Source organism: Streptomyces diastaticus subsp. diastaticus (genome assembly GCF_011170125.1).
GTDB lineage: Bacteria > Actinomycetota > Actinomycetes > Streptomycetales > Streptomycetaceae > Streptomyces > Streptomyces diastaticus.
Genome location: NZ_BLLN01000003.1, coordinates 406,194 through 420,284, shown reverse-complemented (window position 1 = coordinate 420,284; position 14,091 = coordinate 406,194). Strand labels below are relative to the sequence as shown.

13 protein-coding genes are annotated in these 14,091 nt (G+C 73.9%); 6 read left to right on the top strand and 7 right to left on the bottom strand.

What is annotated here, in order from left to right; all coding sequences use genetic code 11:
- Positions 1–13: 13 nt before the first annotated feature.
- Both Sdia_RS10310 and Sdia_RS10305 read left to right on the top strand, forming a co-directional pair.
- Positions 14–1,630 (top strand): multicopper oxidase family protein, encoded by a 1,617-nt coding sequence (locus tag Sdia_RS10310; RefSeq protein ID WP_100452953.1) that lies wholly within the window; start codon positions 14–16, stop codon positions 1,628–1,630.
- Between the two features lie 102 nt (positions 1,631–1,732).
- Positions 1,733–3,490 (top strand): NAD+ synthase, encoded by a 1,758-nt coding sequence (locus tag Sdia_RS10305; RefSeq protein WP_115068651.1) that lies wholly within the window; start codon positions 1,733–1,735, stop codon positions 3,488–3,490.
- Positions 3,491–3,595: 105 nt separating this feature from the next.
- On the opposite strand, the gene Sdia_RS10300 is transcribed toward Sdia_RS10305, so the two are convergent.
- Complete coding sequence (locus tag Sdia_RS10300; protein ID WP_100452951.1) at positions 3,596–4,618, bottom strand: endonuclease/exonuclease/phosphatase family protein; 1,023 nt, start codon at positions 4,616–4,618, stop codon at positions 3,596–3,598.
- 337 nt (positions 4,619–4,955) lie between these two features.
- Between Sdia_RS10300 and panB the strand changes: the two genes are divergently transcribed.
- Positions 4,956–5,822 carry a 3-methyl-2-oxobutanoate hydroxymethyltransferase gene (gene panB, locus Sdia_RS10295; RefSeq protein WP_100452950.1) on the top strand — a complete coding sequence of 289 codons (867 nt, stop codon included), beginning with the start codon at positions 4,956–4,958 and terminating at the stop codon, positions 5,820–5,822.
- Between the two features lie 224 nt (positions 5,823–6,046).
- Positions 6,047–6,847 carry a site-2 protease family protein gene (locus Sdia_RS10290; protein WP_189499953.1) on the top strand — a complete coding sequence of 267 codons (801 nt, stop codon included), beginning with the start codon at positions 6,047–6,049 and terminating at the stop codon, positions 6,845–6,847.
- 6 nt (positions 6,848–6,853) lie between these two features.
- On the opposite strand, the gene Sdia_RS10285 is transcribed toward Sdia_RS10290, so the two are convergent.
- From Sdia_RS10285 to Sdia_RS10275, 3 genes are all read right to left on the bottom strand, one after another.
- A complete protein-coding gene (locus tag Sdia_RS10285; protein WP_100452948.1) occupies positions 6,854–7,042 on the bottom strand; it encodes a hypothetical protein in 189 nt (62 codons plus the stop codon).
- Between the two features lie 97 nt (positions 7,043–7,139).
- Positions 7,140–7,856, bottom strand: a complete 717-nt coding sequence (gene npdG, locus Sdia_RS10280; RefSeq protein ID WP_100452947.1) for an NADPH-dependent F420 reductase — start codon at positions 7,854–7,856, stop codon at positions 7,140–7,142.
- A 93-nt stretch (positions 7,857–7,949) separates the two neighbouring features.
- Positions 7,950–8,201, bottom strand: coding sequence for a hypothetical protein (locus Sdia_RS10275; RefSeq protein ID WP_100452946.1), 252 nt, complete (start codon positions 8,199–8,201; stop codon positions 7,950–7,952).
- Positions 8,202–8,282: 81 nt separating this feature from the next.
- Here Sdia_RS10275 and map point away from each other — a divergent pair, with 81 nt between their 5' ends.
- Together map and Sdia_RS10265 are read left to right on the top strand one after the other, a co-directional pair.
- A complete protein-coding gene (gene map / locus Sdia_RS10270; RefSeq protein WP_189499952.1) occupies positions 8,283–9,140 on the top strand; it encodes a type I methionyl aminopeptidase in 858 nt (285 codons plus the stop codon).
- Between the two features lie 226 nt (positions 9,141–9,366).
- Positions 9,367–10,029, top strand: a complete 663-nt coding sequence (locus Sdia_RS10265) for a biliverdin-producing heme oxygenase (protein WP_189399716.1) — start codon at positions 9,367–9,369, stop codon at positions 10,027–10,029.
- Positions 10,030–10,105: 76 nt separating this feature from the next.
- On the opposite strand, the gene Sdia_RS10260 is transcribed toward Sdia_RS10265, so the two are convergent.
- From Sdia_RS10260 to Sdia_RS10250, 3 genes are all read right to left on the bottom strand, one after another.
- Positions 10,106–10,762 (bottom strand): PhzF family phenazine biosynthesis protein, encoded by a 657-nt coding sequence (locus Sdia_RS10260; RefSeq protein WP_189399714.1) that lies wholly within the window; start codon positions 10,760–10,762, stop codon positions 10,106–10,108.
- Between the two features lie 193 nt (positions 10,763–10,955).
- Positions 10,956–12,500: an HtaA domain-containing protein gene (locus Sdia_RS10255; RefSeq protein WP_189499951.1), complete on the bottom strand. Its 1,545-nt coding sequence runs from the start codon at positions 12,498–12,500 to the stop codon at positions 10,956–10,958.
- A gap of 124 nt (positions 12,501–12,624) precedes the next feature.
- On the bottom strand, positions 12,625–14,070 hold the full coding sequence (locus Sdia_RS10250; protein WP_189499950.1) for an HtaA domain-containing protein: 1,446 nt from the start codon (positions 14,068–14,070) through the stop codon (positions 12,625–12,627).
- Positions 14,071–14,091 lie beyond the last annotated feature (21 nt).

Here is a 14,091-nt window from a genome sequence, read left to right as displayed (position 1 = left end):
GGGTGACTTTCCCATGCGCACTCCCACGCGCCGCTCCCTCCTCGGCGCCGGACTCGGCCTGGCCGGGACCGGCCTGCTGGCCGCCTGTTCCTCCTCCGGGGGCACCAGCTCCGACCACGGCTCCGGCTCCGGCTCCGGGGCGACGACCGGTGCCGGTGACTGGATCGACCCGGCGGGCCGCGAGGTCGCGGACGCCGAGAAGGCGCGGGCGGGCGGCGACCGGGTCCGCCAGGTCCGGCTGACCGCCACCGAGACCCGGCTCGACCTCGGTCCCCTCACCGTCCCGACCTGGGCCTACGGCGACCGGCTGCCCGGCCGCGAGGTACGGGTCACCGCCGGGGACACCCTGGCGCTCACCCTCGCCAACCACCTGCCCGAGCCGACCTCGCTCCACTGGCACGGCCTCGCCCTGCGCAACGACATGGACGGCGTCCCGGGCCTGACCCAGAAGGACGTGCGCCCCGGCGCCGACTTCACCTACCGGTTCACGGTGCCGCACCCGGGGACGTACTGGTTCCACCCTCACAGCGGGACGCAGCAGGACCGGGGGCTGTACGCCCCGCTGATCGTGGAGGACCCGAAGGAGCCGCTCGCCTACGACCACGAGTGGGTCGTGGTCGTGGACGACTGGGTCGACGGGGTGGAGGGGTCCACCCCGGACGGCGTGCTCGCGGAGCTGAGCCGGGGCATGGCGCCCGGGATGGACCACGGCTCCGGGGACGGGGACGACGAGGGCGGCGGTCACACCGGGCACGGCATGTCGGCGCAGGGGGCGCGGACGGAGGATCCCGCCGGGCCCTCGCGGATGATGATGGGCGCCCGCAGCGACCTGCTCGGCGGGGACGCCGGGGACGTGAAGTACCCGTACCACCTGGTCAACGGGCGGACGGCGGAGGACCCCGAGGTGTTCCGGGCGAAGCCGGGCGACCGGATCAGGGTACGGCTGGTCAACGCCGGCGGGGACACCGCGTACCGCGTGGCGCTCGGCGGGCACCGGATGACGGTGACGCACACCGACGGGTTCCCGGTGGAGCACGCCGGGACGGACGCGCTGCTGCTCGGGATGGGCGAGCGGTACGACGTGCTGGTGACGGCGGGCGACGGGGTCTTCCCGCTGACCGCGCTGGCCGAGGGGAAGGACGCCACCGCCCGGGCCCTGCTGCGCACCGGCGGCGGGGCGGCGCCGAAGGCCGGGGCGCGGCCCGAGGAGCTGGACGGGAAGGTGCTGACCGCCGACCGGCTGGTGGCCGACGAGTCGGCGGCGCTGCCCGCCCGCACACCGGACCGGACGGTGCGGTTCCAGCTGACCGGCGGAATGGCCAGGTACGACTGGGCGTTCAACGGGCGGCCGTACAAGGCGTCCGAGCGGTACCCGGTGCGGGCCGGGGAGCGGGTGCGGCTGGTCTTCGCCAACGCGACCGACATGTGGCACCCGCTCCACCTGCACGGCCACACCTTCGCGCTCTCCTCGGCCGAGGGCGCACCGCGCAAGGACACCGCGGTGATCCTGCCGCACCGGACCCTGACCGCCGACTTCGACGCGGACAATCCGGGGCTGTGGATGCTGCACTGCCACAACGTCTACCACGCGGAGGCCGGGATGATGACGGTCCTCGGCTACCGCCGCTGACCTGCCACGATCCCGTCTCCGGGCGGCTCCCCGTGCCCGCCGCGCGCGGGGAGCCGCCGCCGCTCGCGACATCGCGTCGTTGTGACGATTACACTGGCGGGCGTGCATCGACTACGACTCGCCCTGAACCAGATCGACGCCACCGTCGGCGACCTCCACGGCAACGCCGACGCCGTCGTCCACCGGACCCGCGAGGCGGCCGAGCGGGGCGCGCACCTCGTGGCCTTCCCCGAGATGGTGCTCACCGGTTATCCGGTCGAGGACCTCGCGCTGCGCTCGTCGTTCGTCGAAGCCTCCCGGTCGGCGCTGGTCGCGCTCGCCGCGCGCCTCGCCGACGAGGGCCTCGGCGACCTGCCCGTGGTCGTGGGCTACCTCGACCGCTCCAGCACCGCCCAGCCGCGCTACGGGCAGCCCGCCGGTGCCCCGCAGAACGCGGCGGCGGTGCTGCACGGCGGTGAGGTGGCCCTCTCCTTCGCCAAGCACCACCTGCCGAACTACGGTGTCTTCGACGAGTACCGCTATTTCGTGCCCGGCGACACCATGCCGGTGATCCGGGTGCGCGGCGTCGACGTCGCGCTCGCCATCTGCGAGGACCTGTGGCAGGAGGGCGGCCGGGTCCCGGCGGCCCGCGCGGCCGGTGCCGGACTGCTACTCTCCGTCAACGCCTCGCCCTACGAGCGGGAGAAGGACGACACCCGCCTGGAGCTGGTGCGCCGGCGCGCCCAGGAGGCAGGCTGCACCACCGCGTACGTGGCGATGACCGGTGGCCAGGACGAGCTGGTCTTCGACGGCGACACCATCGTGGTGGACGCCCAAGGCGAGGTGCTGGCCCGTGCCCCGCAGTTCGAGGAGACCCAGCTCCTGCTCGACCTGGACCTCCCCGCCGCGGTGGCCGGCGCACCGGCCGGGACGGCCGGCGACGGGCTGCGCGTCGACCGGGTGGTCCTCTCCGAGGAACCGGTGGCCAATCCTGGCCCGGCGGAGTACCCGGGGACGACCGCCCCGCCGCTCGACGACGACGAGGAGCTCTACCGCGCCCTCGTCACCGGCCTGCGTGCCTACGTCCGCAAGAACGGTTTCCGCTCCGTGCTGATCGGGCTCTCCGGCGGCATCGACTCGGCGCTCACCGCCGCCCTCGCCGTGGACGCGCTCGGCGCCGAGCACGTGTACGGCGTCTCGATGCCCTCGAAGTACTCCTCGGAGCACTCCAGGGACGACGCCGCCGAGCTGGCCCGGCGCACCGGGCTGCACTACCGGACCGTCTCCATCGCGCCGATGTTCGACGCCTACATGGGTGAGCTGTCGCTGACCGGCCTCGCCGAGGAGAACCTGCAGTCGCGGCTGCGCGGCACCACGCTCATGGCCCTCTCCAACCAGGAGGGCCAGATCGTGCTGGCCCCGGGCAACAAGTCGGAGCTGGCGGTCGGCTACTCCACCCTGTACGGCGACTCGGTGGGCGCCTACGGCCCGATCAAGGACGTCTACAAGTCGGCCGTCTTCCGGCTGGCCCGCTGGCGCAACAAGGTGGCGGCCGAGCGCGGCGAGACCCCGCCGATCCCGGAGAACTCCGTCACCAAGCCGCCCAGCGCCGAGCTGCGTCCGGGCCAGGTCGACACCGACTCGCTGCCCGACTACGACGTGCTCGACGCGGTCCTCGCCCGCTACGTCGACCAGGACCAGGGCCTCGACGAGATCCTGGCGGCGGGCTTCGACGCGGAGACCGTCACGCGGGTGCTGAAGCTGGTGGACAACGCCGAGTACAAGCGACGCCAGTACCCGCCGGGGACCAAGATCTCGGCGAAGGGCTTCGGCAAGGACCGCCGCCTGCCCGTCACCAGCCGCTGGCGCGAGTCGGGCTGAGGCCGGGCCCGCCCGCGGGCGCCCCGCACGACGGCCGAGGGGCTGCCGGGAGACCGTCTCTCCCGGCAGCCCCTCGGCCGTCGTGCGGGGTCTTGGGCGCGGCCCCTAGCCGAAGCTGATCCGGGCCGCTATCGGCAGGTGGTCGCTGCCGGTGCGCGGCAGGGTCCAGGAGGAGACGGGCTCGACGCCCTGGACCATGATCTGGTCGATGCGCGCCATCGGGAAGGAGGCCGGCCAGCTGAAGCCGAAGCCGTCGCCGGCCGCGCCCTGGGTGGAGCGCATCTGGGAGGTCACCGGGGAGAGCGCGCGGTCGTTCATGGTGCCGTTGAGGTCGCCGAGGAGGACCACCCGGTCCAGCTTCTCCCCGCGGATGGCCAGGCCCAGCGCCTCGGCGCTGTTGTCACGCTGGCCCGCGGTGAACCCGGCGTCCAGCTTGACCCGTACCGAGGGCAGGTGGGCGACGTAGACGGCGAGGGGGCCCGAGGGGGTGTCGACGGTGGAGCGCAGCGCGCGGGTCCAGCCGAGCTTGATGTCGACCGGCTCGGTGTCGCTCAGCGGGTACTTGCTCCACAGGCCGACGGTGCCCTCGACCGCGTGGTGCGGGTAGGTGGCCGCGAGCGCCTCGCGGTAGGCGGCGACGGCGTCGGGGCTCAGTTCCTCCAGGGCGACCACCTCGGCGCCGGAGGCGGCGACGTCGCGGGCGGTGGCGGCGGGGTCCGGGTTGTCGGCGTTGACGTTGTGCGTGGCGACGGTGAGGTCGCCACCGGTGGCCGACTTGTCGGTGACCAGGCCGCCGAAGAGGTTGAGCCAGACCACCGAGGGGAGCAGCAGCACGATCAGCGCGGTCGCCGAGCGGCGCACCAGCCCGGCGACCAGCAGCACCGGCAGGGCGAGGCCGAGCCAGGGCAGGAAGGTCTCGCCGAGGCTGCCCAGGCTGCCGACCGAGTTGGGGATGCGCGCGTGGCCGATCATGACCAGCGCGAGGAGGATCGCGAGGACGGCGAGGATGAGGCCGCGCCGCCACGGCCCCGGGTTCCGCAGACGGCCGGCGAGGGAGCGGAGGCGGGGTTCGGGGCGTCCCTGCTCCCTGTCGTCGCTGTCCGGTTCCGTCCTGTACGCCTGCGCCATACCGTCGTCGCCTCGCTGCCTGATCCACGCCGTCTCGCCCCTGACCCTAGGGGATGAGGGGCGCTCTTCCGCGCCGTCCACGACGGCGGTTTCCTCTCCGGACGACGGACGGCGCCACCCACCCAGTTCCTGCCGCCCGCCGCCCGGGAGCCGCTGTGACAGAACGGGCACAGTTACCGCCGGTAGCCCCCTTCTCCTCCGTGCCGCGGACTGTCTGTCACGTCACGTCCCCCGCGCGGACCGCACGTCTTCCCGTCCGCCCTGCTCAAGTGCCACCATGGAGGGGAGTCCGGGGACGCCGTCAGGGCGCCTCGAGATGACAGAAGGAGCCGTTGCGATGACGCAGCTTCCGGCTGCCCCCGCGCAGTCCACCGCCGACCCCAAGGCGCTCTACGGCGGGACCTCCACCCGCCGGGTCACCGTCCACGACATCGCCCGCGCGAAGGAGCGCGGCGAGAAGTGGCCCATGCTCACCGCCTACGACGCGATGACCGCGTCGGTCTTCGACGGGGCGGGCGTCCCCGTCCTGCTCGTCGGTGACTCGATGGGCAACTGCCACCTCGGGTACGACACCACGGTGCCGGTCACCCTCGACGAGATGGCCTTCCTCTCCGCCGCCGTGGTGCGCGGTACCAGCCGTGCCATGATCGTCGCCGATCTGACCTTCGGCTCCTACCAGGAGGGGCCCGTACAGGCCCTGCGCTCCGCGACCCGGCTGGTCAAGGAGGCCGGCGTCGGCGCGGTCAAGCTGGAGGGCGGCGAGCGCTCGCACGAGCAGATCCGGGTGCTGGTGGAGGCCGGCATCCCCGTGATGGCCCACATCGGCCTCACCCCGCAGTCCGTCAACGCCATGGGCTACCGGGTGCAGGGGCGCGGCGAGGAGGCCGCGCAGCAGCTGCTGCGGGACGCCAAGGCGGTGCAGGACGCGGGCGCCTTCGCGGTCGTGCTGGAGGCGGTACCGGCCGAGCTGGCCGCGGAGGTGACCGGCATGCTCCAGATCCCGACGGTAGGCATCGGCGCGGGCGCCGGGACCGACGCGCAGGTGCTGGTGTGGACCGACGCCTTCGGGCTCACCCCCGGCAAGGCGCCGCGGTTCAGCAAGAAGTACACGGATCTGCGCGCGATCATGACGGCGGCCACCAAGGAGTTCGCCGACGAGGTCGTGGGCGGCGCCTTCCCGGCGGAGGAGCACACCTTCCACTGACCCGGGTGCCTCCGCCCGGCGCCGGTGTCCCCCCCACCGGTACCGGGCGGTTCCGGTGCCGCCGCCGGCGGGCCCCGCCCACGCGCCCGCCCGGCCGCGCGGCCCCGCGCCGGCCCGACTCCTCCCCCGGTGTCGGGCCGGCGTCGTTCCCCGCGGCGGGAGGCGGCCCGTACGGTGGGGCGACCGGAGGCTTCCGCTGCCGGGCCGCCGAGAAGGAGTGCCGCGTGCCGACGTCCTCCCCCGCCCCCGTCCGCTCCGCCGACCGGCGCGTCAGCCCGGTCTTCCTCGCGATCACGGCCGTGACGGCCGTCGCCGGGTGGGGCGTGTGGGCGGGTGTCCCGGCGGCGGGGCTCGCCGTCTTCCTCTTCGTGACCGGCGCCTGGGTGGTCTCGCTCTGCCTCCACGAGTACGCGCACGCCCGTACGGCGCTGCACAGCGGGGACGTCACGGTCGGCGCCAAGGGCTACCTCACGCTGAACCCGCTGAAGTACACGCACGCCCTGCTCAGCATCGTGCTGCCGGTGCTCTTCGTGATCCTCGGCGGCATCGGGCTGCCCGGCGGGGCCGTCTTCATCGAGCGGAGCCGCGTCCGGGGCCGCCGTCGGCACTCGCTGATCTCGGCGGCGGGGCCGATGACCAGCGTGGTCTTCGCGGTGGTCTGCGCGGCGCCGTTCTGGCTGGGCGCGCTGGACGGGGTGCCGCCGTACTTCCGGTACGCCCTCGGTTTCCTGGCGCTGCTCCAGGTGACGGCGGCGATCCTGAACTTCCTGCCGGTGCCGGGCCTGGACGGGTACGGCGTGCTGGAGCCCTGGCTGTCCCCGCGGGTGCGCCGCCGGGTCGAGCCGTTCGCGCCGTACGGGCTGCTCGCCGTCTTCGCGCTGCTGTGGGTCCCGGAGGTCAACCGGGCCTTCTTCGGGCTGGTGGACACGGTCCTCGGCGGGCTCGGGGTGAGCGGGTGGGACACGTACTGGGGGCGGCGGCTCTACCAGTTCTGGCTGGGCACGGACGAGGTGCCGGGCGGCTGAGCGGCGTCAGACGCCCGCGGTCCGCCGCTGCCGCTGGACCTTGGCGCGGCGCAGGTAGAACCACGCCATGTTGGAGGAGAGTCCCGCCATCAGCACCCAGACGATGCCGATCCAGTGGCCCTGGGCGAAGGAGACGACGGCGGCCACCACGGTGAGGACGCAGACGGCGAGGGCGTACAGAGCGAGGCGGGGCATGGGGGTGGCTCCTGTTTCGGCGGTGTCCGGGCGCCGTCCAGTGTCCCCCATGCCCCCTGTGCCCCGTTCGCCGGACCCGCCGACCGGGGCGCGCCCCTCAGATGTCGGTGACGCGGACCCCGGCGTGCGCCTTGTAGCGGCGGTTGACCGAGATGAGGTTGGCGACCAGCGACTCGACCTGGTGGGCGTTGCGCAGGCGGCCGGCGAAGACGCCGCGCATCCCGGGGATGCGCCCGGCGAGGGCCTGGACGAGGTCGGTGTCGGCGCGCGATTCGCCGAGGACCATCACGTCGGTGTCGATGGAGGTGACGGCGGGGTCCTGGAGGAGGACGGCCGAGAGGTGGTGGAAGGCGGCGGTCACCCGGGACCCGGGGAGCAGCGCGGCCGCCTGCTCGGCGGCGCTGCCCTCCTCGGGGGTCAGGGCGTAGGCGCCCTTCTTGTCGAAGCCGAGCGGGTTGACGCAGTCGACGACGAGCTTGCCCGCCAGTTCCTCGCGGAGCCCTTCCAGCGTCTTGGCGTGGCCGTCCCAGGGCACGGCGACGATGACGATGTCGCTGCGGCGGGCGCACTCGGCGTTGTCGGCGCCTTCGACGCCGTTGCCGAGTCCGGTGGCGGCGGCCTGGGCGCGCTCGGCGGCGCGGGAGCCGATGATCACGCGCTGGCCGGCCCGGGCGAGGCGGTAGGCGAGGCCGCGGCCCTGGTCGCCGGTGCCGCCGAGCACGCCGACGACGAGCGAGGAGACGTCGGGGAGGTCCCAGGGGTCCTTGGCGGGGGCCTTCTTGGGGGCGTCGCCCGCGGAGTCGTGAGTTGTCATGGAAGGGACCCTACTTGCTGGTAGAAGGGGCCGGCGGGACGCCCCGGATCTCGCGTCCGGGGCCGCCGTGGGGCGTGCGCCGGCCGTCGGCCGTCAGGCGGCCGACGGGCCCTTTCCGCCGTCGTCCCCGTCGTCGTCCCCCTTGTCGTGCCAGCGGGGGTCGTTCTCCCAGCTCTGGTTGCGCCGGGCGGCGGTGTTCATGGCGTTCTCCGCCTCCTGCCGGCTGGGGTAGGGGCCGAGGCGGTTCTTCGCCGGGCACTGCGGGCCCTCCTCGACCGTGCCGTGTTCCAGGCAGTAGTACCACTCGCCGGGCCTGCCTGCCGCGCGCTTCCTGAACAGTGCCATGGGGGCTCCCCTCGCTTCCGCCGCCGCTGCGGCCTCCGTGAGGGCCATGTTGCCCGAGTCGGGCTGGCTACACTCGTCGGCATGTCTGGCCAGTCGACGCTCGTACCAGGGGAGCTCTCTCCCACCCGCACCGTGCCCGGGAACATCCGGCGCCCCGAGTACGTGGGCAGGCCCGCGCCCACCCCGTACACGGGTCCCGAACGGCAGAGCCCCGAGACGATCGAGGCGATGCGGACGGCGGGCCGGATCGCCGCACGCGCCATGGCGGCCGCCGCCGAGGCGATCGCGCCGGGGGTGACCACCGACGAACTGGACCGGATCGCCCACGCCTACATGGTCGACCACGGCGCCTACCCGTCGACGCTGGGCTACCGGGGCTTCCCCAAGTCGCTGTGCACCTCGGTCAACGAGGTGATCTGCCACGGCATCCCCGACTCCACGGCGCTGCGCGACGGCGACATCATCAACCTGGACGTGACCGCGTACATCGGCGGGGTGCACGGTGACACCAACGCGACCTACCTGGTCGGGGAGGTGGACGAGGAGTCGCGCCTGCTGGTGGAGCGGACCCGGGAATCGCTGAACCGCGCCATCAAGGCGGTCCGCCCGGGCCGCCAGATCAACGTCATCGGCCGTGTCATCGAGTCGTACGCCAAGCGGTTCGGCTACGGGGTGGTGCGCGACTTCACCGGTCACGGCATCAACACCGCGTTCCATTCCGGCCTGATCATCCCGCACTACGACTCCCCCGGCGCGACCACCGTGATCGAGCCGGGGATGACCTTCACCATCGAGCCGATGCTCACCCTGGGCACGCACACCTACGACATGTGGGACGACGGCTGGACCGTGGTGACCAAGGACCGCCGGCGCACGGCCCAGTTCGAGCACACCCTGGTGGTCACGGACGCCGGGGCGGAGATCCTGACGCTGCCCTGAGGGGCGGCGCGGACAGTGCGGTGAGGGGCGGTTCCGGCGAGGCCGGGGCCGCCCCTCCGGCGTGCGTACGGCCGGCCACGCGACCCGGAATCCGGCCCGGACGGTTTTATCGACCCGATGTCGGGAACTTTACCGACGAACAGTCGGCAAGCTGTTGACTTAGGCAAGCCTAAGTTAAATGATGGGCGCAGCTCCCCCCCCTCACTTCACGCCCCGGAGGTCCGTTGTGGACACGCCGCCCGTCCCCTTCTCGACGCTCATCCGCACCGCCTCGCACGAACAGCACACCGAGGCGGAGACCAGCACGTTCATGAGTGACATGCTCGGCGGCAGGCTCGGCGTGGAGGCCTACGCCCGCTACACCGAGCAGCTCTGGTTCGTGTACCGCGCCCTGGAGGAGGGCACCGCGGCCCTGGCGGACGACCCGGTGGCGGGGCCCTTCCTCCAGCCGGAGCTGGAGCGCACCGCCGAGCTGGAGCGTGACCTGGCCCACCTGCGCGGCGAGGGCTGGCAGGAGCGGGCCACCGCCCTGCCCGCCACCGAGGTCTACGCCGGACGGGTGAGGGAGTGCGTGCGGACCTGGCCCGGCGGCTTCGTCGCCCACCACTACACGCGCTACCTCGGTGACCTCTCCGGCGGCCAGATCATCCGCGGCACCGCCGAGAAGACCTGGGGCTTCGCCCGCAAGGGCGACGGCGTGCGGTTCTACGTCTTCGAGGGGATAGGCAACCCGGCCGCGTTCAAGCGCGGCTACCGCGAGCTGCTCGACGCCCTGCCCGTCGACGAGCTGGAGAAGCACCGCGTGGTCGACGAGTGCAAGCGCGCCTTCGCGCTCAACACGTCCCTCTTCCGCGAGCTGGGCCAGGAGTTCCCGCTCAGCGCCGCCTGACCGGCACCACCCGGCCACTCGCGGGCCCGCTCCGCCTCTCACGGGCGAGCGGGCCCGCGGGCACACCCACGCAGGCTCAGGGTCGCACCGTCCCGGCCGGCTCGACCCGCCCGCCGACCTCCACCGTGCCGTCGCGCTGGGGGGCCGTCAGGAGCTGCGAGCCGCGCCCCTGGCTGATGTTGAGGGCCCGGCCGAGCCTGGCGGTGAGCAGCAGCGCGGCGGCGCCGGTGGCCTCGTCCTCCTCCACGCCGTCACCCCGGCCGGGGAAGGCGCGGGCCCGGACGCGGCCCGCCGCCTCCTCGCTCCACGCCCAGGCGTAGACCCACTCCCCCGGTGGCGGGAGCGGGAGCCTGTCGACCTCGTCCGGGTCCTGGAACTCCCGCAGGGTGCGCGGCGGGGCCCACTCGGGGCGCGCCTCGATCCAGGTGAACTCGCCGTCCTGGCGGGCCGCCACCACGCCGGCGGCGGTGACGAGTTCGGGCACGTCGAGCAGCCAGGCGGCGCCCACGCAGGGGTGGCCGGCGAAGGGCAGGCGCAGGCTCGGGGTCCAGATGTCGACGAGGCCGCGCTCGGGGTCGTCGACGAAGACGGTCTCGCTGTAGCCGAGCCGGGCCGCCAGCGCCCGCCGGGCCTCGTCCCCGGGGAACCTGGAGCCGTCGCGGACCACGCCCAGCCGGTTGCCGTGCCGGCCGTCGGGCCCGCAGAAGACCCTCAGTACGTCGATGTGCGTCACCCGGAGATTGAAACACCGCCCGTTCCCCCGCCGGCGTCGCGCCCCGGGGGCGCACGGAGGGCCGCCCCACCCGTCGCGGCCCACTTTGGGGGTACGCGGCGCGCCGTACCCGGCCGAGGGGGCGCGCGGTGGCCCGTTCGGGTCCACCGCGCGCCCCGGGCCGGCCGGGCCGCGCCGCCCGGCCGGCGTGCGGTCAGCTCGCGGCGTCGCCGGCGGCGTTGCGGCGGCGGGCCGCGACGACCACGCCCGCTCCGGCGGCCACCACGAGGGCGGCCGCGCCGGCGAGGGCGCCCGTGGGCATCCCGGCGCCGGTGGCGGCGAGGGCTCCGGTCCCGCCGGTCCCGCCCACGGTTCCGGAGCCGAGTGAGCCGGTGCCGCCCGTGCCCGTTCCGCCGGTGCCGGAACCGCCGTTGCCGCCGTTGCCGCCGGGCAGCTCGGCGTCGTCGGTGAGGCCGAGGGCGATGGACACCGGGTCGATGGCCTCGCCCTCCTTGTACATGGAGCCGGTGGTGTCGTTGGCGAAGACCGCGGCACCGTCGGCGGTGAAGGCGGCCGGGATCTTCTCCAGGCGGACCACGTCGGCCTCGGCCTCGTAGGAGACGCCGGAGAGGTCGAGGGTGGCGAACTCGACGTCGTCCTCGGTGCCCTGCGGCGTGGTGACGTCGACGGAGAGGGTGCCCCTGTCCCCGTCGGCCTCGACCTTGACGTCGCTGAACTTCATGTCGATCCCGTGCGAGGGGTAGGTGAAGCGGACGCTGCCGTCGAAGGAGGCGGAGAGCTTGCGCGCGTCGCTGTCCAGGTCGGCCTTGGCGTACGGGAAGTCGTAGCCGTCGCCGTTGTCCTTGGCACCGCCCGCGGCGTCGGCGGAGCCGCCGGTGGCCACGTAGCGGCGGAAGGACTCCTTGACGCCCCAGGCGAGGGTGCCCTTCGCCACCCGGCCGGGCTCCTGGCCGCCGTCCGGGGAGGGCTTCCCGGTGGGCTCGGCGGTGGGCCCGCCGGTGGGCTCCCCGGTCGGCCCGCCCGTCGGCTCCCCGGTCGGCTCCTCGGTGGGCTTCTCCGTGGGGTCGTCCGTGGGCTCCTCGGTCGGCTCGTCCGTGGGTTCCCCGGTCGGCGGGGCGGTCGGGGGGACCGCCGTGACGGAGAGGGAGGCCGGGTCGAGGGCGTCGCCCTCCTTGTACATGCCGTTGAACGCCTTGGCTCCGTCGGCGGTCAGCGTGGTGGGGATGTCCTTGTAGACGATCTCCGTGCGGCTGTCGCCCTTGGTGGCGCCCGCGAGGTCGACGGTGGCGAGGTCGATGTCGTCCTGGGTGTCGTCGTTGAGGGTCACGTCGGCCTTGATGACACCGGTGTTGCCGGAGGTGACGATCTTCAGGTCGGCGACGGTGATGGTGAATCCGTGCGTCGGGTAGGCGAACGTGACCGCGCCGTCGAAGGCGGTGTTCACCCCGTGGTCGCCGGCCTCGTTGTACGTGCCGGTGCCGCCCGCGAAGGTGAACGCGCCGTCGCCCTCGGCCCGCGTGGCGCCGCCGGAGGTGGTGATGGTGCCGCCGGCGTCGACGTACCGGCGGAAGGACTCCTTCAGGCCCCAGTCCAGGGTGCCGTCGGTGAGGTCCATCACCGGGGCACCGGCACGCGGGGAGCCGGCGGCCACGGCGGGCAGCGTCAGGGCGGTCGCGCCCAGGCCCAGCGCGGTCGCGACGGCGGCGGCCAGGGCGATGGGGCGGCGGTTGGCGATCATGACGGGAGGTCTCCTGAGGTGAGGGCCGGGAGCGCTGGTCGTGCGCCCCCGGAGAGAGGAAGGGGAGCCGTGCGGGGGGAGGTTGAGGTACTGCGTGGGGGCGCGGGACGGGATCCGTCGGGGATCAGCCGTCCTGCGGGGAGGGTTGGTCTGCGGCGCCGGAGGCCGGACGGCGCTTGCGGGCGATCACCAGCCCGCCGCCCGCCGCGGCCAGCGCGACGACTCCGGCGCCGACGGCCAGCGGCGGCGCCGGGGAGGAACTCCCGGCGGCGGCCGGTTCCGCGGCCTCCTTGGCGGCCGCCTCCTCCGGCTCGGGCGAGGCGGCCGGGGTGTCGGCGGAGCCGAGGTCGGGCAGGGCCGGAAGCACGGCCTTCTCGTCGAGGGCGACGGCGAGGGAGACGGGGTCCATCGCGGTGCCCTTCCTGTAGAGCGAGCCGAAGGCCTCGGCGCCCTTCGCGGTGAGCTTCGCGGGGGCCTCCGTGAGGGTGATCAGGCCGTCCTCCGCCTTGAGTTCCTTCGCGGCGAAGGTGACGAGCGGCACGTTCTCCGCCGCCTCGCCCGCGTCGCGGACGTCGGCGCGCAGGGTGCCCTCACCGTCCTCGACGCGGACGGTGACCTCACTGAGTCTCAGGTCCAGGCCGTGTGCGCCGGTGAAGCGGACACTGCCGTCGAAGGAGGCGTCGAGCCGCCGCCCCTTCTTGTCGAAGGTGCCCTCGCCGGAGGTGAAGCGGAACAGGGCGCCGCCGTCCTCGGCGCCGTCGGCGAGCTGCCACTCGCCCTGGGCGAGGGAACCGGTGACGTACTCGCGGAAGGTGCGGCGTACGCCCCAGTCGAGGGCGGCGTCCTCGATGCGGGCCTTCCCCTTCTCCTTCCCCGCCTTCTTCTCCTGCTCGCCGTCGCCCTCCTTCCCCTCGTCCGCGGGGGGCTTGGAGGGCTTCCGGGCGGCGGCCAAGAGGTCCGCGGAGAGGCTGACAGGGTCGAGCGCGGTGCCCGCGGTGTAGTACCCGGCGAAGGCGCGGGCGCCCTGCGCGGTGAGGGTGGCGGGGAGGTTGCTGAGGCCGATCGGCCCGCCGCCGCCGCGCATCTCGATGCCGGAGACGTCGAGCGTGGCCAGCGGGACCTGGGCGGAGGTGGTGACCTGGCCGGTGCCCTTGGCCTTGCTGGTCATGTCGGCGTAGAGGGTGCCGCTGCCGCCGGAGACGCGGACGGTGGGGCGGGCGATGGTGAGGTCGAGTTCGTGGCCGCCGTTCTTCGGGTGGCCGAGGAAGCGGACGCCGCCGGAGAAGGCGGCCGAGAAGGCGCCCGTGTCCGGGTTGTACGAGCCCGCCGCGGAGTGGAAGCGGAACTGGTCGGCCCCGACCGTGGCCGCGCCGCCCTGGAGGGTGTAACCGCCCTGGGCGACGGGGCCGGTGACGTACGACTGGAACGAGGACTTCACTCCCCAGTCCAGGCGGCCGCCCTGCACGGTGCGGTCGGCCGCCTGGGCCGTGGCCGCGGGAAGCAGGGCCCCCAGGAGTGCCGCGAGAACGGTGACGGTACCCGCTCGGGCCGTACCTCTGGCAGACAGCATGAGACTTCCCTTTCGGGCAGG

Excerpts from the sequence above, each read along its gene's own strand:
- npdG (WP_100452947.1), bottom strand. The coding sequence starts at position 7,856 with ATGACAACTCACGACTCCGCGGGCGACGCCCCCAAGAAGGCCCCCGCC.
- Sdia_RS10250 (WP_189499950.1), bottom strand. The coding sequence starts at position 14,070 with ATGCTGTCTGCCAGAGGTACGGCCCGAGCGGGTACCGTCACCGTTCTC.
- Sdia_RS10300 (WP_100452951.1), bottom strand. The coding sequence starts at position 4,618 with ATGGCGCAGGCGTACAGGACGGAACCGGACAGCGACGACAGGGAGCAG.
- Sdia_RS10285 (WP_100452948.1), bottom strand. The coding sequence starts at position 7,042 with ATGCCCCGCCTCGCTCTGTACGCCCTCGCCGTCTGCGTCCTCACCGTG.
- Sdia_RS10275 (WP_100452946.1), bottom strand. The coding sequence starts at position 8,201 with ATGGCACTGTTCAGGAAGCGCGCGGCAGGCAGGCCCGGCGAGTGGTAC.
- map (WP_189499952.1), top strand. The coding sequence starts at position 8,283 with ATGTCTGGCCAGTCGACGCTCGTACCAGGGGAGCTCTCTCCCACCCGC.
- panB (WP_100452950.1), top strand. The coding sequence starts at position 4,956 with ATGACGCAGCTTCCGGCTGCCCCCGCGCAGTCCACCGCCGACCCCAAG.
- Sdia_RS10255 (WP_189499951.1), bottom strand. The coding sequence starts at position 12,500 with ATGATCGCCAACCGCCGCCCCATCGCCCTGGCCGCCGCCGTCGCGACC.
- Sdia_RS10310 (WP_100452953.1), top strand. The coding sequence starts at position 14 with ATGCGCACTCCCACGCGCCGCTCCCTCCTCGGCGCCGGACTCGGCCTG.